Genomic DNA, 22,034 nt, shown 5'->3' with positions numbered 1-22,034 from the left:
TCATAGCACGGTAAGGTACGAGCTTGGGTGAGCTAATCCTGATCGCCATCCACTCGGTTTTCACCGCCCGCAAACCGCACGATGCCGGCAGCTAATTTGTCCCGATACTCCTGCGGAGACACCCCCTCCAGCTCTTTGAACACACGGGAGAATTGACGGCTATTCTCGAAACCAACCGCGGCGCTGATATCAGACAATTTGGGGTGGCCTTTCCCGAGCAGTTCCTTTGCCTTGCGGATCCTCACTTTTTTCAAATAGGTTACAAAGCTCTCGCCGGTATACGCTTTAAATGCCTCACTGAAATAGGAATAATTGAGCGATACATAGTTGCTTACGACCGCCATATTCAGCGGACGATGGTAATTGTTCTCGATATACACCACCGCTTCTCTCATGTCTCCCTGTTCACTGTGAGCAGATCTGATTTCTTTAATATACTCATCGAGATCCGACAGCAGCTGTTCCAAGGACCTGAAATAGTCGTGAAAATGGCAGAAGTTCGACATGTCCCCCACTTTGCGGTACAGCTTAAGCACATCCACGGAGGCTTCGCCGTAAACCCGGAACACCTCATCCAGCACCTGTTCGTTCATATGCTGACTAACGTCCTCAAGGTAGGTGATATCGATCTCAAGCAACTGGTCAATCCGGAAAATCTCCTGGAGCAGCGGCCCCATCTCTTTCTCCCGATTTGTGCCCAGTATATTGCCAAGCTTGCGGATCGCCTCCTTTGGTACAGGGTAAACCAGCCGCTTCCTATTCAGCTCCTCGTACCAGATCATCCGGGAATTCGGATAAATAAACGTATATTTCAGCGATTCGCAGGCCTGACGGTAACAACTGACCAGATCCGGGAGCAGGCTGCCTTCCCGGCTGACACCAATCAGCATCCCGTCGAGTTCGCGCTCTGCAGCCAAGAGCGACATTTGCGCAAACTTGCTTTGAGGTCCCCCGATAAGGATCACTTGCCCCTCTCTATCCAGCAAGGAAGCATTAAGTGTACCGTCCACACTTTCAAACATATGCAGGACGAGCGACTTCAAATCCTCCTTCTTCATGCGGCTGCCATCCTCATTTTTGTATGTCAATACCGCGACAGAAAAAGGCAGGATATATTGGTTAAAGCCGATTTCGGCGCTCCATTCCCTGACCTCGTCCTCCGTAACTTCCTGCTGCAGCAGCAATTCCTGCAAACGCACCGCTTGAACCTCAAGCCGGTAGCTCTCCGTCACAGCCAACTGCTCGGTCATTTGTGATCGCTTCGCCAGATGGTCTTGGCATTTGCGCAGCGCCGCAAACAGCTCCTCCCTGCGGATCGGTTTCAGCAGATAATCGACCGCTTGATACTGAATGGCAGCCTTGGCATATTTAAAATCCTCATATCCGCTTAAAATAATGACCATCGGCCGGCCACCCTGCCCGCTCGCCAGCGGTTCTGCAGAGATTTTCTCAATCAAAGCGATTCCATCCATCACCGGCATGCGGATATCCGTGATGATGATTTCTATGTCGGCCTCCAGGTACATCTCAAGCGCCTCGGCACCGTGGGCCGCCGTCACTAACTCGTATTGATCCGGGAACTCGCGTTCAATCATGGTCTTCAGACCGATACGGATATTCTTCTCATCATCCACGATCAATAGTTTTGTCATCCGTGCCAACCCTTCCTGTTAACAGTACCTTCGGCATAACAATGACAACCTTGGTGAACTGTCCTTGCTCGCTGAATACTTTCAGGCCGTATTTCTTACCATAGTAAAGCCGAATACGCTCCTGAACATTGCGAAGGCCAATGCCGTAATGATTCGGCGATTTCGAAGCAATATTACCAGGTACCTTATCTGTGGAACCTGACTTCTCTAGTTCCTGGTTCAAATCGAGCAGCGAGGCTTCGTCAACCCCTCTCCCGTTATCCGTCACCACAATCCGCACATCGCTTTGCGGTAATTCCTGAACCTTAATCGAGATGTGCCGCGCCCCCGTCTCTTCCCCGGTCCAGGCATGCTTCACCGCATTTTCAATCACCGGTTGAAGGGACATCTTAAGCATCTCCATATCGAGAAGATCGTTCGGAATGTCCAGTTGCAAGTCAACTGGCTCATCAAAACGAATGTTCATGACCTCGATATAGTTTTCGATATGGCGAATTTCATCGCGCAGCTTAACATACTCCCCGGACCACTTGAAGTTATACCTCATCATCCCCCCGAGTGACGTCAGCGCATCGGATATCTTCCTTTGATTTTCAATTTCGGCCAGCATTTTGATGTTTTCCAGCGTATTGTACAAAAAATGAGCGTCTATTTGATTATGGAGTGTACGCAATTCTGCTTCTTTCGTGAGCGCTTCCTTGTGCACGGCTTTAGCTACCAGCGTATTGATGGTGTTCATCAGCTTGGAGAAGTGATGCGCCAGCTCTCCGACCTCGCCGCCGCCACGGATCGTTATTCCGCTATAGCTCTCTCCGCGCCGCACCTTCTTCATTTGTTCGGTCAGCAAGCGAAGATTTTTGAGGATAAACGCATTTAGAATATAAGCGATCACCGTAACCAACGTGATAAATCCGATATTGGCTCCGATCAAAACATTGCGCATATATGAAATTTCCTTCAGCACACCGTCCATGGACACGATATTCAGCAGATCCGCATTGATCCGCTCAAGCGGCTTGTGCAGCAGAAGAAATGAGTTTCCGTTCTCTTTGTAATGAATATCCCAATCCCCCGTTGCCTTATATCGCGCAAGGCGATCCTGGATTGCCTGTTCCATTTCCGGATTAACCTTTAAAAAGGAGTTCTGCTCCCGGGTGAAAATCTGGGTTTCATCGTCCACAAGCAGCATTTGCGATTCGCTGTCCTGCGCTGGCGCATAGGTTCTCGGACTGAATTTCTCCAGCAGCATATCTACCTGAACCATTCCGACATGATGATTGGCCGGAATACTCATCTCACGCAGCAGAGAAACCTTGGGTGTTGGCGCAGGAGTCTGACCTTTGAAACGCTTTACCAAGTCCGGGTCATTGTAAAGGAAGGACCAGGATTCCATCCCTTTGAGTTCCTTCGCTCTTTGATACCATGGCTCGCCCGCCACACGGGTTTCCCTGAAGAAGATCGGCCAGATTTCTGTGATGTTGCTGCTTGAGAACAGGCGAAGATGCTCTACATTCGGGTTATAATATTGAATTCGCGTCAAACTTCTAAAGCTGTTGTTATTAAAATCGACCAGATCCTTGGCCCCAGGCTCAGCCGTATTAACCAGGTAATTCCTTACTTCAAAATCATCGTAGGCGACTTGCATCGCCCTTACCATCGCTTCAATCTGGGTATCAATATGCTGCACTTCCATTTCCAAGAGCGACACGTTCTTATCCTCGGCATCACGGATATACATGTTATTGATCACTTCATACGAGTAAAAGGACACCAACGAACTGGGTCCCAAAATGATAAAAATATAGGAAGCAATCAGGCGGCTCTGAAGCGAACGGCGCCTAAACCAGTATTTAAACATATCCCACCATGCTGTCCAGCGCTTGTCACTCTTCATCAGCCGTTTGACTCCTTTTTATATACACCCAAAAGCCCGCGGGCCGCGGGCGTTTTGGGCAGAACGATTATTACATGCCAAGTTTCTTCTTGTTCTCTTCGTATTTTACTTGTTGGAAGGCTTGCACTTTCGCAAGACCGAAGTCTTCTTGCTTCTTGATGTAATCCGCCCAAATATTGTCGAATTCGGCTTCGGAGGAAGCCATCAAGAGCTTCGGCAGTGTTTTGCCGCGCAGATCCTTGATTTTGGTAAGAATGATGCCTTCTTCGGAGTTGGCTAGCGGATCGATCAAATCAAATTCGGAGACACTCACCGTCTTGCCGCGAGTCCAATCCTCCAATTGTTTGTAAGGCTCGACTGATTCCGGCGTCCACTGTTGGGTAATGTTGGTATCCTGCATCATCCAGAAGGTGAAGGAAGATCCATACTGCTTATCGAATGCCGCACGGTCATTATTCATCATGTCAAAAGCTTCTGGCAAGAATTGTTCCTTACCGTCTATTGTATTATAGCTTACGCCTTTTTCACCCAGGTAAAAATCCTTTTGCCCTTCTTCACTCATCAGATAGGTCAGGAATTTAATGGCGCGCGCCTTGTCCTTAACATCTTTGGAAATCAGCGTAACTGTCCAGCCGGAGATGGAAGGTCCGTTCAGGTTAGGCGGATCCAGCTTGGAATTGGCGGGCCCATCAACCGCGATGTAAATTTTGTTCGGATCTTGCTGGTACAGGGTGCCCAATTGCGCGGCGAAATCCGTGCGTTGGTATAGCATCGCAAAATAACGTCCTTGCGCAATCTTTTCTTCCATTTGAGCGCGCTTGTCGATGAAGATATCCTTCGCCAGCAAACCCTCTTCATTTGCTTTACGCAGCGTTTTCAGCCAGGTTACGTATTCAGGATCCGTTTCACGGTTATACAGCTTGCCGTCTTTTTCTCTCGGGATGGCCAGGAAGTTTTGGATATAGCCCTCGAGGGAATCATTGCCAGTAGTCGTAAATTCATGCAAACCAAGCGGGATCAATGGCTGACCGTTGATATCCGGGAATTTCTCCTGAGCTGCTTTCAGAGCCGCCACGAAGCCTTCGGGCGTCCGCATGTCCGGGCTGCCGATCGCTTCATAAATATCCTTGCGAACGACAAAGGTTTGGTTGGATACATATTTCTCGCCATATTTCTCATAGTCTTTAGGAGACGAGGATGAGTTCGGATAACCGTACAAATTCCCGTCCGGTTGGGTATACCAGCCGATTTTGTCCGGGTCGGCCACTTTGAAGAAGTATGGATCATATTGTTCGGCCAGCTTGTTCAGCGGTTCAACAAGGCCTCCTTCGATAATTTTCTTTACGTTGTCCTCATACCAGCCGAGCGTAATGAGGTCAGGAAGTTTACCGGAAGCAATCAATGTGTTCAGTTTCTCGTTTTCATTACCGGCAGGCACGATGAAGTTGATATCTACACCCGTCTTCTTAGTTACATATTGGGAAGTCGGGTCAACCCCCCATTTATTCGGGAACCAGGAAAAGTTCAAATACCAGTCGAACGTGATCGGAGACGTGTCCGATTTCCATCCCGGTTCGTCCGCTGATGGAACCGCTGTAGGCTCGGATGCTTTCTGCTCGGCATTGTTGGAGCTGTTAACGCTTTCCTTTTTGGCATTGCCGCCACCGCAAGCAGCCAGAGACAGAACCAGGATGACCGCCATCAGCAACATCATCATTTTTTGGGACTTGCTTTTCTTGACCATGCTTTTTACCCCTTTTCCCATTTTGTATTGATCCTATATGTGCAACTCCAAAGCCGCGATGAAGCGGCCTGGAGGAGTTACCGCAAAGTGCTGAAGCCTGGTGAAACCGGCCAAATCGAACCGCTTGCTCAACCTTTGATCGAGCCAATCATCATTCCTTTGACAAAATAACGCTGCAGGAACGGATAAGCGAACACGATCGGCAAGGTCGTGACGACCATCGTGGCCAGTTTAATCGATTGTGAGGTTACCGTTTTCGTTATCGCACTACCTTGGACCGCTGTAGTCATAATATTTGAACTCGATTGTGCCACAACCCGATATAGGAACGTCTGAATCGGCTGCAGGTTCTCATTATTGACATAAATGATTCCTGTGAAATAATCATTCCATTGATATACCCCGTGGAACAAGGCAATCGTTGCCAAAACAGGCAAGGATACCGGAAGCACGACTCTCAGAAAGACCGTCCAGTCGTTAGCCCCATCGATCCGGGCCGCCTCCTCCAGACCATCGGGAATTTCCCGGAAGAAGGTCATAAAGATGATCAGATCAAAAAAGCTGAACAGCACCGGGATAATGTACACTATAAATTTATCGAGCATATGCAGATCGCGGATGAGCAGGAACGTTGGGATCAGACCTCCAGAAAAGATCATGGTGATCGTTCCCATCAGAATGTAGAACTTTCCTGCAATCAGCTCTCTGCGGGAAAAAGCGTATGCGACCATCGCGGTAAAGAATACGTGGGCTGCTACACCGATAACGGTTTTCGCAACGGTGAGGCCCATCGCGGTCATGATGCCGGGATTTTCGAATACCGCTTCGAAATTCTCCAAACTGAACACCCTCGGCCACCAGTAAATGCCTCCAAGCATCGCATCCTTTCCATCATTAAAAGCATTAATTAATACGTACCAGATCGGATACAGTGTGACGAAGCAAATGATCAGCATGACCAAATTGTTAAGCGTATCGAAGACGACTTCGCCTTTCGTTCTGCGGCGTAATGAAAACATGTGCAGGTCCCCCTTGGCCTAAAACAACGAAGTGTCGTTGAGTTTTTTGGATACTTGGTTCGCAATCAGCAGCAGAATAAGTGCTATGACGGACTTGAACAATCCGATCGCCGCAGAGTACGAGTAACGGCCCGAGGATATCCCCGTATAGTAGACGTAATAATCGATAACGTTACTTGCGCTGTCATTCAGCGAGTTGCGCAGCACCAGGATTTGGTCAAAGTTGGAGCTCATCACACCGCTGACCGCCAAAATAAACAAAATGCTAATGGTTGCTTTAATAGAAGGAAGCGTGACATACCACATTTGCTGGAGTCGACCGGCCCCGTCAATGGTGGCGGCTTCATACATCTCCGGCGATATGCTCGTAATGGCGGCCAAGTAAATGATCGCTGACCAGCCCAGCTCCTTCCATACATCCGAAGTAATGACGATGGTCCAGAAATATTTCGGCTCAGCCAGAAATGATATCGGTTTATCGATGATATGGAGCGCCATAAGAATATCATTGATGATACCCACATCAGACAGCCAGGTCGCCAGAATTCCACCAAGTACGACCCAGGATAGGAAGTGCGGGAGATACGAGATCGTCTGGATTGCCTTCTTATACCGCAGCGACCGTATTTCATTCAAGAAGAGCGCAAATATGATTGGCAGCGGAAAGGTCATTAGCTTAAGCAAGCTGATACCCAGTGTATTTTTCATGACATAACCGAAATTCTCATCCGCCAAAAATTCCTTAAAGTGCTTAAGCCCAGCCCAAGGGGCTTCGGCAATGGTTCTAATAATGTCGTAGTCCTTAAACGCGATAATGACGCCGTACATCGGAATATAGTTAAAAATAATCATCCAGGCGACGCCGAGCAAAGCCATAATTTGAATATGTCTCTGCGAGTAAAGATTTTTCAGCCATTTCCGCCTTGCCGATGGCGGCGGTTTTATCTGTTGCATGGCTTCGGGTTGTGTAGACGGCTGCATTTCCATCCCCTCTGACCTCCAAGCTGTTTATTATCTGTCTTTGTAAGCCCTTTCAACTATCTGTATCTATTGTAATAGCGGCCGGGGCCAGGTGTAATGTTCCAAATTTCGTATCGGTGGGTTCATTTTTCGGATCGCCGAATAAATCCCGCACTTCACTTGAACCTATGTTTTAAGACATCTAGGAGTATATAAAAAAAGAACAGCCACTAACCAAGTGACTGTCCTCTTAATTTTTCACATCGAAATATTTTTTTTCAGAAGCTGTATTATCTGCATTACATACGGTTCGCTTAGTGCTTCAATAAATCATTTAATGTTATTCTAAATTCATCCATTAGCTTCTGGGATATCTTAATTGCTTCTTCTCTGTTATTAGCAGGAGCAGTTATCATAAATCCATTAGATGGAGACCATGTTCTATTATTCTCACCAGTAAGCATAGTAATAGTAATTTGAGAAAATTTAGCATTTGCATACACCGTACCAAAATTAAAAATATCAGCTTCTACTCTGCCTGCTTCATCAATAATTCGAAAGCCGGAAAATATAGAGCCTATATGATCACCATGATAATGCAATTCAAGTTCTGTTCTATCTTGCGGAGTTCTGGGTAATTCCTTTCCTTCAAAGTTAACTGTACCTATAAAAGTTTTTTTACCATCAATTCGATTTTTTAACGTTCCGTCGAGATGTATTTTTATTCTCTCGAATACTTTATCGTTTCCTAATTGGTAATAAACACCCTCTAGTGTCGTCTTGTATTGTTTGGGCACGAAATACCAAACTGAAAAAGCTCCCAGGCAAAGTATAATAATGAATATTATTTTTCCTCTCATCGCTTTCTCCTTACTTGAAGTTATCCTTGCATTGATTTCCGATAACTATTATGTATGGGCAAGAATGTTTATTAGCTTGCCAAATGGGTCGCGAACAAAAAAACGTCAAACTCCCAAGGCTCTTCTATAGGACCATATCCAATTAGAAATCCTGCATTCTTCATTCGTTCAAAACAAATATCTACATCGTCAACTTCAATAGATAAATCAGGCGTAGGTGTCAATGAACCTCCTTGCGAGTTTCATAGCCCGATTAATTATTTCTAGCAATATTACGAATAATAAGTTCTATCGAAGACTTCGTTGAATACCAATTAAAATGAGCATGTCCAGAAAATGAACTTGCAAGATAAGAGCATTGATCAACTAAAAGTTCAAATCCAAGTTGTGAGGCATTAATCAATCCTAAGTCTTTATCTGCCTTAACCCTTAGTTGTTCATCATACTTCCAATGTCCATATGTATCCCATATTCTTTCATCATAGGAATTGATCAATGGCAAACTGTATATTTCGGGTTTTATGAACCTCATAGACGTTTTAATTTTTCTTAAATCCTTCAATGCTAGTGGTTTTATTGCGCCATTAAAAATGAAAAGATCTGTCTTTGAATCATCTTCACGCTCTAAAAATATGACATCATGGCTTTCCATTGAATGCTTGAAAAGACTTGCTAATAGAAACATCTCACGACAATCAGCAGCATCGATTAATAGTAAATGGCCTAATTCTTCTCTAACGATAATGTTAATGTTTTTCTGCTTTAGAATGACAACTGTAATTTCAGTTGATTCTATTTTCATTCTTCTTCTATTTATCTGAAATGATAGTGACATATTATAAACTCCAATGAATTTAGTCGGTCTGTTTTCTTCTAACACTCAATCATAGACTCCCCCATGTATCTATAGCGACTTTCCATCTGGTTGACGATCGAAAAAAGGGCGTTTCTCCATACTTTCATTCCATGATTGTTCATTCAAATTATTATCCATAATACCAATTAGAATCGAAATCTAATTTTAATAATTGTCCAAACCTCTTTCCAAATTCAATAAACCCTCTCCCTCTTGCAGTTAGAATATTTCCATCTTGTACTACAAGATCATTACAATAATTCTCTTCATTAAAAATTCCTATTTCTTTTCTCTGTTCTTCATAAATTCCAACTGTATACTTACGATTTTCTAACAATCCTGCTTTTGCTAATAGAAATGGAGAGCTTGAGATTGCTGCAATTATGAGATTCCTATTATTTAAAGCACATCTTCTAATAAAATCTATCAAATCTTCATTATCAAATAGCGTTGAAATATCCATACAGCCAGGAAATAGTAAACTATCTAGGGTATTTATATCTACATCATAGATAGTTGTATCAGTAATACAAGTTAGATCTGATTCACCTCTTATTGCTTCAGAAGTTATCCCTATTGTCTTTATTGGGTGCTCTCCCTGTTTAAGTACAGATAGAGCAACCATTAATTCATATTCACTAAACAAGGGGTATAATATAACACCTGTTACCTTTGTTTTCATTTCTTAAAATCCTTCCTTAGACGTTATTCTTTACAGTAAATTACATAAAACATTTTTAATTCACGAAAGGGCAAGGCCCATAGCGTAGATACGGTGTTTATTAGTGCTAATGACTTTTTCAAATTAACCTACCTTAGGTTCGTTCTTAATATGGATTTTATATCACTCTTTAAGTCTTCTATTAATGGCCTTCGTTTCCATCTGGATACTTATATTTCATCCCACCTTACATTTATACCAAAAGACTCCACAACGACTCTTAAGGGCAGATATGGTTTACCTTCAACTAGAATCGGTGCCGCAATACTTTTGCCCATCTATAAAATCGACTTTATGACCATCAATACTAATTTTTTAATCTGTATCACCCGCTGCAATCACCGAATCGTATGGGATTAAAAATAATAAAATAAATACGATTATATTAACTCTTGATTTATTAATGTTAACCACGTCCTTTTTATGTTATATTGCATTGTTATCTGGTGCTTCTGCCTTTTTTGAATTAACTTACTAGACTCTAATTGATTGATAAAATTTTTCTACATTCACCTTCTCGGGCAATGCCGAAACCTGTCCGTCCCCAACTTCAATTACAATCCATTCGCCTGCTTCGGTCTTGGCAATATCTATTGTAAAAAAGTTACTTCTAATTTCCTTCGCTATTTCTAAAAAGTCATCCATATTCACTTTATCTTCCGCATCATAAGTAGCTTCATCCCAGTACTCAAACCTATGAACTAACTTATTATTTAGGAAAAATAAACGATATTCTTTAGATAAAGGCATTCCACTTATGGGGTGTTTTGTTATTCCCTCCAAGTGTATAAATTCCCTTAATACAATACCGCCATTCAACTCCTCGCCTTGCCTTTGTATGAAATTATTAATGACTTGAAGAGCTTGAGTTTTATTTGCTGCTGACGGAATAAAGCACGCCTCTTCCCATTCATGCTTTCTAGACTTCACATAATCCTTAACAATAAGGGGCTTATCACCGAATTTATCTAGAATATTATCCAATTTATTCGTATTCACCGTTTCAATTTCTAACCAGTAGCTAAGCGGAGTTCTATGTTTTATATTCTTATATGTATTAGGGAAATGATGACATTCAAGATATTCTTCAGTGGTATTTATTAATTTTATATTTTTAGCTAACAATCCTTTATACAAAAGTTCATAATACTGCGGCTTAAGCATCCAACCACGATAAATAGCAATTTCTGTATCGTCTACGGTTGGAATACTTTTTAGCGCTTTATTTACATTGTTTAGTAACAGATCCTCCATTGAAATTAAACAAACATCGAGTCCCAATGATTCAGCACCCAGATATTCACTCTCATAATATGCATCTACAGTTTTATCATTAAGTGGCTCACAACAAAAAATAACGATCATCATTTCACTTCCTTTTCATTTGCTAAGTTTATCAGAATTCGAGATATCCTCATGATTCGCAAATCCTTCCCTAATCATTACCCAAGATTATAGCCCATTTGTAAAATAGAGGAAACGAAAAAATGGGGTTTACTATTCAGTTCAACTGTATTATATTATTATTAAGTTCAACTATATAGTCCAACTGAATAGAAGGTGAAAATATGAAACATCCATTGTTACCCCTGTCTGAAACGATGCATTATATTTTATTAGCGCTGCGAGAACCTCTTCATGGTTATGCATTGATGCAAGAAATTGAGCAAATGAGTAATGGCACCGTAGTCTTAGCCGCTGGAACCTTATATGGCGCACTTGATAATTTAAACAAACATGGTTGGATTGAGCCAGATGGGCAAACGGGGAGAAGAAAAATATACAAAATTACAGATGAAGGATTAACCATTTTAAAGGGAGAGCAGCAAAGATTACAGCATATCTTATCTCTGTACGAAAAGGAGTGAAGAAGATGAAAAAATTCAAGATGTTCTTTAATATTGTTGAGGAAGAGAAATGGCTGAACGAGCAATTACAACAAGGTTATCGCTGCACGAAAATCAGTAATTCAGGGATCTATACCTTTGAAAAAATGAGCGAAGATTATGTCGTACGACTGGATTATCAAGATGTTTTACCGAAGGAAAAGTTTGTAGAATACAAGACCATTTATGAGGATTTTGGATGGTCCCATGTAAAGGGGTCACGATTCGGAACCATTCAATATTGGCAAAAAGAAGCTGGAGATCAAAATGAAATTTTCTCTGATCGCCAATCCACATCTCAATATTATAAACGGCTAATGAAATATTCCTTATCATTAGGACTGATATTTTTAGTGATTTGTTTTTACTTATACAACAACGGTATATATTTAACGGAAGGCCTTTGGGAAATGAAGGGCAAACTATTTTGGTTAGCTTTTTTATTTGAAACCCCGTTTGCGCTTTTCAGATTAATTCCATTATTTTTATTGATTATTTTTAGTATCGGTTTCTTCAAAGCCTACCGGCAATACGCAACATTCAAAGAAAATTAGAAAGAAAGTGGGATACATATGAGGTTTGCTAAACTATTTTTAGCTGCTGGTATTTTACTAACCTTAATTACAGGTTGCGGAACTGTAGGGATAGATGAAGCAGAAAAATATGTTACAAGGGTGGAAGATATTGATGTTCCTGATGATGTAACGATTTTCGGTTTAGGAGAAGCCACACATGGGAATGTTGAATTTCAGGAATTGAAAAAGAACTTATTTGAAGCGTTAATTAAAAATGAAAATGTGCGGGTTTTTGTTCTAGAAGGCGACTTTGGAGCCGGTCAGCAAATTAATGACTATATTTTGTATGGAACCGGGACAGCTAAAGAAGCGGTATTTGCTCTTGACTACGGCATTTATAAAACGCAGCAAATGATCGATTTGGTAGAATGGCTGCATGAATATAATGAAACTGCAGATGAAAAAATATATTTTTATGGCAATGATATGCAGCGGTATGATGCTAGTAAAAAAGGTTTGCTGGCTTTTTATGAAACGGTGAATGAAGAAATGGCAGAAAAATATACTGCACAATTACAACATGTATCTAATGATACCATGCGTAATTTAACCGCCGAACAACTAGAGGAACTGGACGGAATAATCGATGACATCATCACGGATTTACAATCCAATGAAGATGAATATTTAGCACAGACATCACAGCAATTCTATGCTTTTGCTTTGCAGTATGCTAACGTCATGAGACAGCGTACAAGCCTTCTGGGAAATGATAAGCAATATACGATGCTGCGGGATGAGTACTTGGCGGAAAATGTAAAGTGGATTGTGGAATTTGAAGCACAACGTGGACACGATAAATTATTCATCTCTGCACATAACGGACATATTGAAAAAACATCCGCCGCCTTTGGTTATAAATCCATGGGAGACTATTTGGACGAAATGTATGGAAATCATTATTTTGCAATTGGGACTGACTTTATAAACAATACATTTCAGGCAGATAACAAAGGAGCTAATAAACGAGAGAACCATACCATTCATAATAGTGACCCCTTTGTGAAGGTATTTAGTGAAGTCGAAAGCAATATTTTTTACGTTGACTTTGAACTAGCGAGCAATTCAAAAGAACTTGCTGAAATTATATCGCAAAAACAGAGAATGCCGAACATTGGTGATGACTTCAGCACCTGGTATAAATCTTCAAAAAAATTATATACCCTTGAAATGGTACCGAATGAAGCATACGATGGGATGATCATCGTAAAAGAGGCAACACCGACGACGGTCATTGAATCAAATCCATGATTATACATCTGGCCAACAGGGCGTAAGTACAGCTTCGTGAACACGGTAATAAATACGCTTCTATATTGCCAACTCACGTTTTGATACATTTTTTTCTTTGTGCTATTATATATGTAATAAAGACCAAGTGCTGCGAACACTTGGTCAGTACAATTGGCTTGGATGGTTTATTCCCTTCTAAGTCGTCTAGGAACAAAACCCACCTTTGGCCTTAACCTTTGGGTGGGTTTTTACTTTCTCTTGTTGTTATTATTGATGTATGTTAAAAGAGCAAGAATGAACGTTCCAAACAGGAACATGATCGTTAATGCATCTTTCACTTCCATGGCTTCACCTCCTCCAAAGTTTCCGAAGGAAACATTACTTCGAAAATTCTCTGCTCGAAGGGAAACCATGCCCACCCAAGATTCAATTGTAGTTATATTTTACCTTTATTTACATCTGCGTACAAGCGTTCCCCCTCGACTTCACCCATCATTATAGCCCAAAGCTTTCCTTCTTTTCGATCCGATAATTCATCGCCTCTGCCCCTTTGATGGTGATAAGGAAAGACAGACGAGGGTACGTCTGTCCGTATATAATATATTGTGATATTGTTTGCAAACGAAAGGACGGTCAAGTTATGGAATATATTTCAGCTCCTTGTGCTGATACCAAAGGACGCGGAAAAGCCGATTAACGGCAGAATAAAGAGAGGAAAGGAGCTGTAACATGAATAGTGTTTTGATTATAGATGATGACAAAGAGCTTTGCGCTCTTATGAAAAAATGTGTAGAGCAAGAGAATTTGTCTGCTATTATTGCACATGGCGGTGTGGAGGGGCTGCGTCTGGCTGACGAAAATAAAAACAGCTGCTCACTTTCTCTTGTGATTTTGGACGTAATGATGCCGGATATAGACGGTTTTCAAGTTCTAAAAAGAATTAGAGAAACAAGTAATATCCCGGTACTCATGCTAACCGCCAAAAATGACGAGGAAGATAAAGTGTTCGGGCTGCGGCTTGGTGCTGATGATTATTTGACAAAGCCGTTCAGTATTAACGAGCTGATGGCTCGTGTCAATTCTCTTATCCGCCGCTATACCACCTTAAACCCTACGACGGAAATAGAGACGGAGTGCTTGGTGCTGAAAGGAATGGTCATTGATAAAGCAAATCGCATTGTTTCTGTCAATGATATTCCAGTTGAACTTACAAGCAAAGAGTTTGACTTGCTTTCGTTTCTATCTTCTAATAAAGGACGGGTGTTTACCAAAAAACAGATTTATACGCAAGTGTGGGAAGATGAATATGCTTTTGACGATAGTAACATTATGTCTTTCATCAGTAAATTACGCAAAAAGATTGAACCAGACCCCGACCGTCCATTTTATATTTTAACAGTTCGAGGTGTAGGCTATCGTTTTAATAAGGAGGCTTGAGATAAATATGAGTGTTTATCTACTTTTTGCATTGGTTCTTACCCTACTTATTATAGCGTACCTTGTTTCTGTTTTGCGGCGTGTCCGAACACAGCTTACACTTATAAAAGACGCTTTAGAAGATATAAAAAACGGAAATCTTAATCGACGGGTTTTAGCAAGCGAAAGCGATATGACAAAGCAAATTTGTTATGATATTAACGAAATTGCAATCAACAGCCAATCACGACTTATTCAGCAAAAACAATCAGAGCAGGCATACAAACGGCTAATGACAAGTCTTTCCCATGATGTGAAAACTCCACTTGCTTCTTTGGTTGGTTATTTGGAAGCAATGGAAAGTAAAATTGTTGTCGGAGAAGAAAAGGACGAATATATCCATGTTGCGTCTGATAAAGCTCAGCACTTAAAACATTTTGTAGAAAATCTGTTTGAATGGGTTAAATTAGATTCCGGGGAACAAAATTTTCATTTTGAGATTTTTGATTTGAATGAGTTATCCCGTAATATTATAGCTGATTGGATTCCTATTTTAGAAAACAGTCATTTTGAATATGAATTTGACATACCTGAAACAGAGTATTCCATGCGCATAGACGCAACTGCATATAGCCGTATTCTCAATAATCTATTACAAAATATTATTACACACAGTGGAGGTGACAATATGGCCTTACGCATTTTTGAGAATGAACAGCAGGCCAAAATTGTAATAACAGATAACGGAAAAGGTATATCTTCTGACAACCTCCCACATATTTTTGAAAGAATGTACCAATGCGACCATTCACGGGTTGCAAAAGGAAATGGTTTGGGTTTGGCTATTGCTAAGGAACTTGTCAGCGTTCACAAAGGAACTATCACTGCCGAGAGCACTCCCGGTACGGAAACCATATTTACAATATTACTTCCTAAAGCCCTGTAGACGCAGGGCTTTTTTACTGCCTTACTGCTAAAACAAGATAAAAGCAAGGTTACGACAAGGTTTTGGCAAGGTTAATGTTTTATACTTTTAACTGTGATTGTTCTGCCATTATATTGGTTAGCATATTGCGAAAGCACAATTATTGAAAGTGAGGATATTTTATATGAATGATTTTGTGATTGAGACGAAACAACTGACAAAAGTTTACGGTGAGCAGACAGCAGTTAACTCAGTCAATCTCCATGTAAAAAAAGGTCGGATTTACGGTCTGTTAGGACGTAACGGAGCCGGAAAAACCACGATTATGAAAATGATTTTAGGGTTGACTCCAATCACTTCTGGCGAGGTAAATGTATTCGGACAGAGTATCAAAGGCCGGGAAAAACGAGTATATCCCCGTATCGGTGCTATTATCGAAACACCGGGATTTTATCCAAATTTGACAGGAACGGAAAACTTGGAGATTTTTGCGAAGCTGCGCGGTACAGCCGCCCCACACGCAGTTGAAACCGCATTGAAAGTAGTAGGATTACCTTATAAAGACAAAAAATTGTTTAGTAAGTATTCCCTTGGAATGAAGCAGCGTCTTGGTATTGCAAACGCTATTTTGCATGACCCGGAAATGCTGATTTTGGACGAACCTACAAACGGTCTTGACCCTATCGGCATTGCAGAAGTAAGAGACTTTATTAAGAATTTGAGCGCCACACAAGGAAAGACAATTCTTATTTCCAGTCATATTCTTTCGGAAATTTCATTATTGGCTGATGATATTGGAATCATCGACCACGGCATTCTTTTGGAAGAAAGCAGCATGAGCGAACTGGAAAAGAAAAACCGTAAATATGTCTTGCTGCAAGTTTCAGACATTCCAAAAGCGTTACTGATTTTAGAACGTCAATTTCACTTGAAAGATTATTCTGTTCAAGACGACCATACTTTACGGCTTTATGACACCGCTCTGGATATGGGCGAAATCAATAAAGCCCTTGTGACGCAGAATATAACCGTTATGAGTTCGGGGCTTTGTAATGACACCTTAGAGGACTATTTCAAAAAAATCACAGGAGGAGAAGGCATTGCTTAGACTTATTCAGATAGAATTCCTTAAACTGCGCCGCAGGAAATTTGTCTGGCTCATGTTGTTAGCCGCCCTCTTTATGCCGTTTTTCGCACTATTATATTTCAAATATGTGAAAGAATTAGGTGGTGATCCGTTACAGTTTTATAGATGGTCAGCGTTTGGTTACACGCTTTGGTTTATCTTGCCTGTCGTTTTGGGAACACTTTGCACTATGCTTATGTACGAGGAAAAGCAGCACGATATGCTCAAACAACTTTGGATTGTGCCTATCAGCAAAATGGGATACTTCTTCAGTAAATTTTTTTTAGTTTTGATTTACTCCATTTGCTTCATGCTGATTACAGCCGTTGCTTCTGTTATGTTTAGTGTCCTTCCCGGATATGTCGAATTTGACTGGGGAAGCGTCTTATATTTGCTGAAAAAATGTTTAGAGATTGGTGTTCTCACTTCTTTTACAATGCTACCGATTTTGGCATTATCTGCGTCGCAAAAAGGATACATTCTCCCAGTTTCCATAACATTGGTCTATGTCTTTCTCGGCTTTATTTTAATGACGGTAAATATGTATCTACACCCATTATCCAGTATGGCAGTTATTGTCATGCGAAACGGAGATATTCCGGGTCTTGTATTTACACAAGCACTTAACATTCCTTTAGCATTTCTTTGTATTTGCGTTTGGGATATTGTTGCAGTACTACTTGCAAATATCGCATTGGGAAGAAGAAAGTGAGGTGTGAATCATGAAAAAATTACTTTGGGCGGAATGTCAAAAGATTCGCCGTTTAAATATTGTTTGGATTACCGTTTTTGCAACAGTTATGGTAGCGGTTATTGTTTTTTTAGGGGGGCAGGATGTGTATGACGGCTCTCGGAATATAGACAATGCAGGCTGGTATATGACTATGGCTCAACCATGGGCAACTTTTTTTGTTCTTCCCGCGGTCATTGCCCTTTTGGGCAGTTATATGATTTGTCGTGAAGAACAGGAGGACACTATAAAATCTCTGCGGCTTATTCCCGTAAATGAAGTGAGCTTAACCGCTGTAAAAATGATTGTTACTTTTGCGTTTAGCATACTCCTTTACTTGCTGCTCTTTACTATAACATTTTCGGTTGAAGCCATCTTACATTTTTCTGATTTGTCACTAGAAATGGTTTTAGGTTTTCTGAAAGCATATTTTCTGGACGGCTTAGGTATATTCCTTGCTATCTCACCCATTATTGCTTTTGTATCGCGTATGAAAAAGGGATATTGGCTTGCGCTGTTATTTGCTGAAATTTATTCTTTTGCCGGACTATTTATGAGTATGTCAAATTTCCTAAAAGCCCTTTATCCCATTACGGCTGTATTTACTATTTCTGGATACTATGACGCATCAACAAGTCAAGTAATCCTTAGTTGCATAAGCTTACTTCTTTGCGGCTGCCTTTCTGCCTTTATACTGAAGGGTCTAAAGCATAGTGAAAAAAGTTAAAGCAGGTCATCTCAAAATGAAGAGACTGAAGAAACTGATTATATTTCCACTGCTCTTTGGTATGTTACACTGTTATACCGAATGGAAATTCAACAATGACTTGGTCTGGAGTAGTAGCTTGGCCTCTCCCTCTTAGTTTGGTTTCAATATTAGGCCATGTACCTTCTTTATCGAAGGTTATAGTTCATTTGTAGATTAGAGGAAACAATAAAAGACCCCGTATCTATAATTACATCTTCTATTCTCAATGTCCGTCCTCTAAACGTCACGGAAAGTGACGTTGTATATTAACTATTCTGCCGATATTCTTAATTCCTATTTCCGGAGCTGGCGCAATACAATTTGCTCGAACCATTTCCAAGGGAGAAGCGCCTTCCCCCATATCGCAGTCCATGCTCCCTTTCCTAACACGTAACGCAATTTGGGATAGCGAGCTTGGGCGATTTGCACCACCGTCCTGGCCACATCCTGCGGATCGCTGGCGTTGTTAGCTACGTTATTGCTGTAGGCCAGAATGGCTGCAAGAGGCTCCTGATAGGGTGAATCTTTCCTTGCCTTCATCGAAATATAATCGAAGCCTTTGGACCAAATCGCGGTTTTGTATGCGCCTGGTTCAACTAATGACACATAAACGCCGTATGGCAGCATTTCCAAACGAAGCGATTCACTGAATCCCTCCACCGCAAACTTTGAAGCCGCATAAGGCCCGTACCCGGGAAAGCCAAGTCTGCCGCTGATGCTGCTGATGTTAATAATTTTCCCGTATTTTCTCGATCGCATATGTGGCAATACTTCTTGGGTTAGAGCAACAAGACCGAAAAAATTCGTGTCCATGGCGTGGATCCAGTCCTCTAGTGGAATCTCCTCCACAAAGCCGCCAAGTGAGATGCCGGCATTATTCACAAGCACATCAATGCGCCCATAACGCTTTATCAGTTCATCCACGGTCTTGCCAATTGCTTGCTGATCGCTCACATCAAGGGAACAGCACTCGATATGCTGGCTTAGACCTTTTTGCTCCGCAGCTTGCATCAACGCATCCTGCTTCGTGATATTGCGCATCGTGGCAATGACATGATAGCCGCTTCCGGCTAATGCCAGCGTGATCAGTAACCCAAAACCGCTGGATGTTCCCGTCACCAAAGCAATCGGTCTGTTTTGCATCATGCCCTGCAGCCTCCTTTATAGTTAGAGCTTATATTTTCGGATGATAGGAATTCCAATTTTGTTAAGGACGGTTTGCAAAAATGACCAGCAAAGCCGCCTTTGAAACGGTAAGTGTCTATCGTAAACAGCCGAGTACTCCATCTCAGCCGCAGCACCCCGCTTCCTTTTGAAATGAGCAGCACCGGAGCTTCTGTTTAATAAATGACCGTTCTCTAGTGCAATGTAGAATAAAAGTGCAGACAACATCCGGTACAAACCGATTTCTCTTGGCAAAGAAAGATCGTAACCAAGCAATGGGGTCGTCATGACTCCGTTGCGGCAAAAATAACCTATCACGGCATCAATACGCCCATTTTTCCGAAGCGCCTGAAGATGAAGAATCTTATTCTTAATCGCGAGAGCGATAAAATCTTCGTTAAATTGCGGATTGTACATCGAATATTTTTGCAAATACAAAGCATTGTACAGCTCCAATATTCGCGAAATATCTTGATCTGACAATTGATCATTATCTAACATCTCATAGCCATGACGATCGATTAAGGCATAGTCCTTTTTTAACAGCTTGCGTGACTTGGAACTTAAAAAGGTAGACTGGCTAGGATGAACGAGATAGATTTGGCGGGATGCTATCATTTTATAATTGAATTGGCGAAACTCCTGCATAAGCTCCTCATGGTTCGCTTCATTAAGGGATCGATAAATGATCGCATAATCAGGGAACTGCTCGGTTAAAAAAGAGTGCAGCGCCCTTAGTTGATCCGGTGTTAATTCGGGATATAAATTCGTTGAGACGAACCAGTTGTTTACATGGACCGCCTTATTGATCTGGCTCGCTTTAAACAATTGCCCTAATCCGCCGAGCAGGGCTGACAAGCCTTTACGCAGCAGTGCATTTTGGAGCAATACGAGCTCTTGCTTGGCATAGCTTACATAATGCGTATAAGGAGAGCATACATAGGAATTGTCATATTGCGTTTCAGTGATTGAAATAGGCAGCACGATACCATCAAGAAATACCGCCATATATTTCGCTTGAATATTGTTGATATAATGCGAGGGCTGGCGCTTCACGAATGGCACAAGAAACTGTTTAGCGTACTGCCCATCTTTGGTGTCCGGCCATGGGAGATCGTCTATGGTATCTGCATCATATAAACGGATCTGTATCCTCTCCAAGCTGAAATCTCCTTTCCACGCGGCGCAGTTTTTTCAGGTCGGTTAGCTCCCCATGCTTATCGTATTTAGCGTGAACACCCTGATCATATAAGCTAAATTCAATGGCTGGCGGCTTGCAATTCATTTTAAGAAATAAATCATTCATGGCATGAGTGATCTGCTGTTCAATGGGTGCAGAACTAGAGCCAGCCTCATCGACCCTCAAGACAATTTCAACGCGGTCAGGCGAATGTTGAATCGCTAAATATTCAAGCACTTTCTCGGAAGCATGAATAATCGCCCGGCTTATAAAGTCAGGAAATATCGGCTTTAGCTTGTTGTCATGTACACTGTAGCCATAGAATATATCATCGCAGCGTCCCTCTATGGACTCTAATGCTAGAAAAGGAGAACCACAAGGACATGGCTCAGCACGTTCGGTTAGGACATCATTTAAGCGGTAGCGCACGATCGGTTGCGTCCTTCGCGAAAAGTCCGTAATGATCGGGACAAATCGACCAAGCTTCTGATCTAAATATTCTTTTTCAATGATTACAATATCTTCGTTCAGGTGAAGGGTGCCATGCGAACAAGTACAAGCAAGAAATCCTTCCGTGCATTGGTAGACTTGATGTACCTTTTGTTCGAACTGCGTCTCTATGGCCTTCCGATCCAACGGATCCAGCACTTCAGCAACAGAGATGATTTTATGGGGATGGATGCGCAAATGCCCTTGTTGACTTGCTTGAGCCAAAATCCGGAGCATCGATGGCGGAGCGACGATTAATCCTGGACGCTGCTCGTTCAATCGTTCAATATGCTCCTGAACCGGACTTAACAAATCATAATAATGAAATTGAAGCCGCTGGCTGCCGACACTGCCATATAAATTGCTATTCGCCCGCAGGAAAAAAGCGATGCTCTCCTTTTGCAGCAATGAATGAGGCAGCATTTTAGCGAGGACTGTTCCAGCCCATGCCCTTCTTTCCTGCGGACTGACGAGGAAAATACCGCGATTTCCAGATGTCCCTGATGAGAGTCCGACCGTAATCGAACCGATGGTAGGGGCAAAGTCCCGACTGTTTTCCGCTTGATACGCCACGGCAAAAGCTTCTTCTTTCGTGATTCCCACCGTATTTAATGGGTCAAAATGCTCCATCATCAGCTCTTTATCCATGATCGGAAATTGCCGCCACTGGGCATCCGTATACTCCTTCCAAAGCTCGCGATAAAAAGCAGAATGCTTGCGGACAAAAGGAACATGGCTTAGCACTCTCTGTTCCTGCCACTGTTCAATCTCCCCGCGATTGGCCGGCCTTTGATGAAATTTTGTCCGTAAATAGTGGTATACAATCGCTCCTTTGTCGATCAACATGACTCCCTCC

Annotated in this window: 22 protein-coding genes and 1 pseudogene; 8 read left to right on the top strand and 15 right to left on the bottom strand. The window is 42.0% G+C overall.

The window, feature by feature from the left end; genetic code table 11:
* Positions 1-32: 32 nt before the first annotated feature.
* The 11 genes and pseudogenes from G358_RS0120890 to G358_RS0120845 all read right to left on the bottom strand — a co-directional run bounded on the left by G358_RS0120890 (position 33) and on the right by G358_RS0120845 (position 11,074).
* Positions 33-1,652 carry a response regulator gene (locus G358_RS0120890; protein WP_019639207.1) on the bottom strand — a complete coding sequence of 540 codons (1,620 nt, stop codon included), beginning with the start codon at positions 1,650-1,652 and terminating at the stop codon, positions 33-35.
* The gene (locus tag G358_RS30605; protein WP_019639206.1) at positions 1,627-3,546 is read right to left on the bottom strand and encodes a cache domain-containing sensor histidine kinase; all 1,920 of its coding nucleotides are present in this window, start codon (positions 3,544-3,546) and stop codon (positions 1,627-1,629) included. Before G358_RS30605 ends, G358_RS0120890 begins: the two co-directional genes overlap by 26 nt.
* Before the next feature lie 70 nt (positions 3,547-3,616).
* Positions 3,617-5,290: an extracellular solute-binding protein gene (locus tag G358_RS0120880; protein ID WP_019639205.1), complete on the bottom strand. Its 1,674-nt coding sequence runs from the start codon at positions 5,288-5,290 to the stop codon at positions 3,617-3,619.
* A 128-nt stretch (positions 5,291-5,418) separates the two neighbouring features.
* Positions 5,419-6,309 carry a carbohydrate ABC transporter permease gene (locus tag G358_RS0120875; RefSeq protein WP_019639204.1) on the bottom strand — a complete coding sequence of 297 codons (891 nt, stop codon included), beginning with the start codon at positions 6,307-6,309 and terminating at the stop codon, positions 5,419-5,421.
* Positions 6,310-6,327: 18 nt separating this feature from the next.
* Positions 6,328-7,296, bottom strand: a complete 969-nt coding sequence (locus G358_RS0120870; RefSeq protein ID WP_019639203.1) for an ABC transporter permease — start codon at positions 7,294-7,296, stop codon at positions 6,328-6,330.
* 287 nt (positions 7,297-7,583) lie between these two features.
* The gene (locus G358_RS0120865; RefSeq protein WP_019639202.1) at positions 7,584-8,129 is read right to left on the bottom strand and encodes a hypothetical protein; all 546 of its coding nucleotides are present in this window, start codon (positions 8,127-8,129) and stop codon (positions 7,584-7,586) included.
* Between the two features lie 48 nt (positions 8,130-8,177).
* Positions 8,178-8,368: pseudogene (locus G358_RS33710) on the bottom strand (VOC family protein); the annotation flags it as partial.
* Positions 8,369-8,382: 14 nt separating this feature from the next.
* Positions 8,383-9,009 (bottom strand): hypothetical protein, encoded by a 627-nt coding sequence (locus G358_RS0120855; RefSeq protein ID WP_157274438.1) that lies wholly within the window; start codon positions 9,007-9,009, stop codon positions 8,383-8,385.
* A gap of 106 nt (positions 9,010-9,115) precedes the next feature.
* The gene (locus tag G358_RS0120850) at positions 9,116-9,667 is read right to left on the bottom strand and encodes a DJ-1/PfpI family protein (protein ID WP_019639200.1); all 552 of its coding nucleotides are present in this window, start codon (positions 9,665-9,667) and stop codon (positions 9,116-9,118) included.
* A gap of 209 nt (positions 9,668-9,876) precedes the next feature.
* Positions 9,877-9,984, bottom strand: a complete 108-nt coding sequence (locus G358_RS34600; RefSeq protein ID WP_084662858.1) for a stalk domain-containing protein — start codon at positions 9,982-9,984, stop codon at positions 9,877-9,879.
* 196 nt (positions 9,985-10,180) lie between these two features.
* Positions 10,181-11,074, bottom strand: coding sequence for an ATP-grasp domain-containing protein (locus tag G358_RS0120845; protein WP_240480080.1), 894 nt, complete (start codon positions 11,072-11,074; stop codon positions 10,181-10,183).
* Between the two features lie 200 nt (positions 11,075-11,274).
* On the opposite strand from G358_RS0120845, the gene G358_RS0120840 reads away from it, so the two are divergent.
* From G358_RS0120840 to G358_RS0120830, 3 genes are read left to right on the top strand one after another with little or no spacing between them, the layout of a single operon-like run.
* Positions 11,275-11,574, top strand: a complete 300-nt coding sequence (locus G358_RS0120840) for a PadR family transcriptional regulator (protein WP_019639198.1) — start codon at positions 11,275-11,277, stop codon at positions 11,572-11,574.
* Positions 11,575-11,579: 5 nt separating this feature from the next.
* Positions 11,580-12,146 (top strand): DUF2812 domain-containing protein, encoded by a 567-nt coding sequence (locus G358_RS0120835; protein ID WP_019639197.1) that lies wholly within the window; start codon positions 11,580-11,582, stop codon positions 12,144-12,146.
* An 18-nt stretch (positions 12,147-12,164) separates the two neighbouring features.
* Positions 12,165-13,418: an erythromycin esterase family protein gene (locus G358_RS0120830; RefSeq protein WP_019639196.1), complete on the top strand. Its 1,254-nt coding sequence runs from the start codon at positions 12,165-12,167 to the stop codon at positions 13,416-13,418.
* A gap of 230 nt (positions 13,419-13,648) precedes the next feature.
* Here G358_RS0120830 and comI read toward each other — a convergent pair whose 3' ends face one another.
* The gene (gene comI / locus G358_RS34055; protein WP_019639195.1) at positions 13,649-13,744 is read right to left on the bottom strand and encodes a competence inhibitor ComI; all 96 of its coding nucleotides are present in this window, start codon (positions 13,742-13,744) and stop codon (positions 13,649-13,651) included.
* 385 nt (positions 13,745-14,129) lie between these two features.
* On the opposite strand from comI, the gene G358_RS0120820 reads away from it, so the two are divergent.
* The 5 genes from G358_RS0120820 to G358_RS0120800 all read left to right on the top strand — a co-directional run bounded on the left by G358_RS0120820 (position 14,130) and on the right by G358_RS0120800 (position 18,324).
* Complete coding sequence (locus tag G358_RS0120820; protein ID WP_019639194.1) at positions 14,130-14,837, top strand: response regulator transcription factor; 708 nt, start codon at positions 14,130-14,132, stop codon at positions 14,835-14,837.
* Between the two features lie 7 nt (positions 14,838-14,844).
* Positions 14,845-15,762, top strand: a complete 918-nt coding sequence (locus G358_RS0120815; RefSeq protein ID WP_019639193.1) for a sensor histidine kinase — start codon at positions 14,845-14,847, stop codon at positions 15,760-15,762.
* A gap of 163 nt (positions 15,763-15,925) precedes the next feature.
* Positions 15,926-16,849, top strand: coding sequence for an ABC transporter ATP-binding protein (locus G358_RS0120810; protein WP_019639192.1), 924 nt, complete (start codon positions 15,926-15,928; stop codon positions 16,847-16,849).
* Positions 16,842-17,579, top strand: coding sequence for an ABC transporter permease (locus tag G358_RS0120805; RefSeq protein ID WP_019639191.1), 738 nt, complete (start codon positions 16,842-16,844; stop codon positions 17,577-17,579). Before G358_RS0120810 ends, G358_RS0120805 begins: the two co-directional genes overlap by 8 nt.
* 10 nt (positions 17,580-17,589) lie before the next feature.
* A complete protein-coding gene (locus G358_RS0120800) occupies positions 17,590-18,324 on the top strand; it encodes an ABC transporter permease (protein WP_019639190.1) in 735 nt (244 codons plus the stop codon).
* A gap of 315 nt (positions 18,325-18,639) precedes the next feature.
* Here the strand turns inward: G358_RS0120800 and G358_RS0120795 are convergent, their stop codons facing one another.
* From G358_RS0120795 to G358_RS30595, 3 genes are read right to left on the bottom strand one after another with little or no spacing between them, the layout of a single operon-like run.
* The gene (locus G358_RS0120795) at positions 18,640-19,491 is read right to left on the bottom strand and encodes an SDR family oxidoreductase (RefSeq protein ID WP_019639189.1); all 852 of its coding nucleotides are present in this window, start codon (positions 19,489-19,491) and stop codon (positions 18,640-18,642) included.
* Between the two features lie 21 nt (positions 19,492-19,512).
* Positions 19,513-20,670, bottom strand: coding sequence for a GNAT family N-acetyltransferase (locus G358_RS0120790; RefSeq protein ID WP_019639188.1), 1,158 nt, complete (start codon positions 20,668-20,670; stop codon positions 19,513-19,515).
* Positions 20,642-22,024, bottom strand: a complete 1,383-nt coding sequence (locus G358_RS30595) for a F390 synthetase-related protein (protein WP_019639187.1) — start codon at positions 22,022-22,024, stop codon at positions 20,642-20,644. Before G358_RS30595 ends, G358_RS0120790 begins: the two co-directional genes overlap by 29 nt.
* Positions 22,025-22,034 lie beyond the last annotated feature (10 nt).

Source organism: Paenibacillus fonticola DSM 21315, from assembly GCF_000381905.1.
Classification (GTDB): Bacteria; Bacillota; Bacilli; order Paenibacillales; family Paenibacillaceae; genus Fontibacillus; species Fontibacillus fonticola.
The sequence above is the reverse complement of the archived record's forward strand: the minus strand, read 5'-3'. Positions and strand labels throughout refer to the sequence as shown.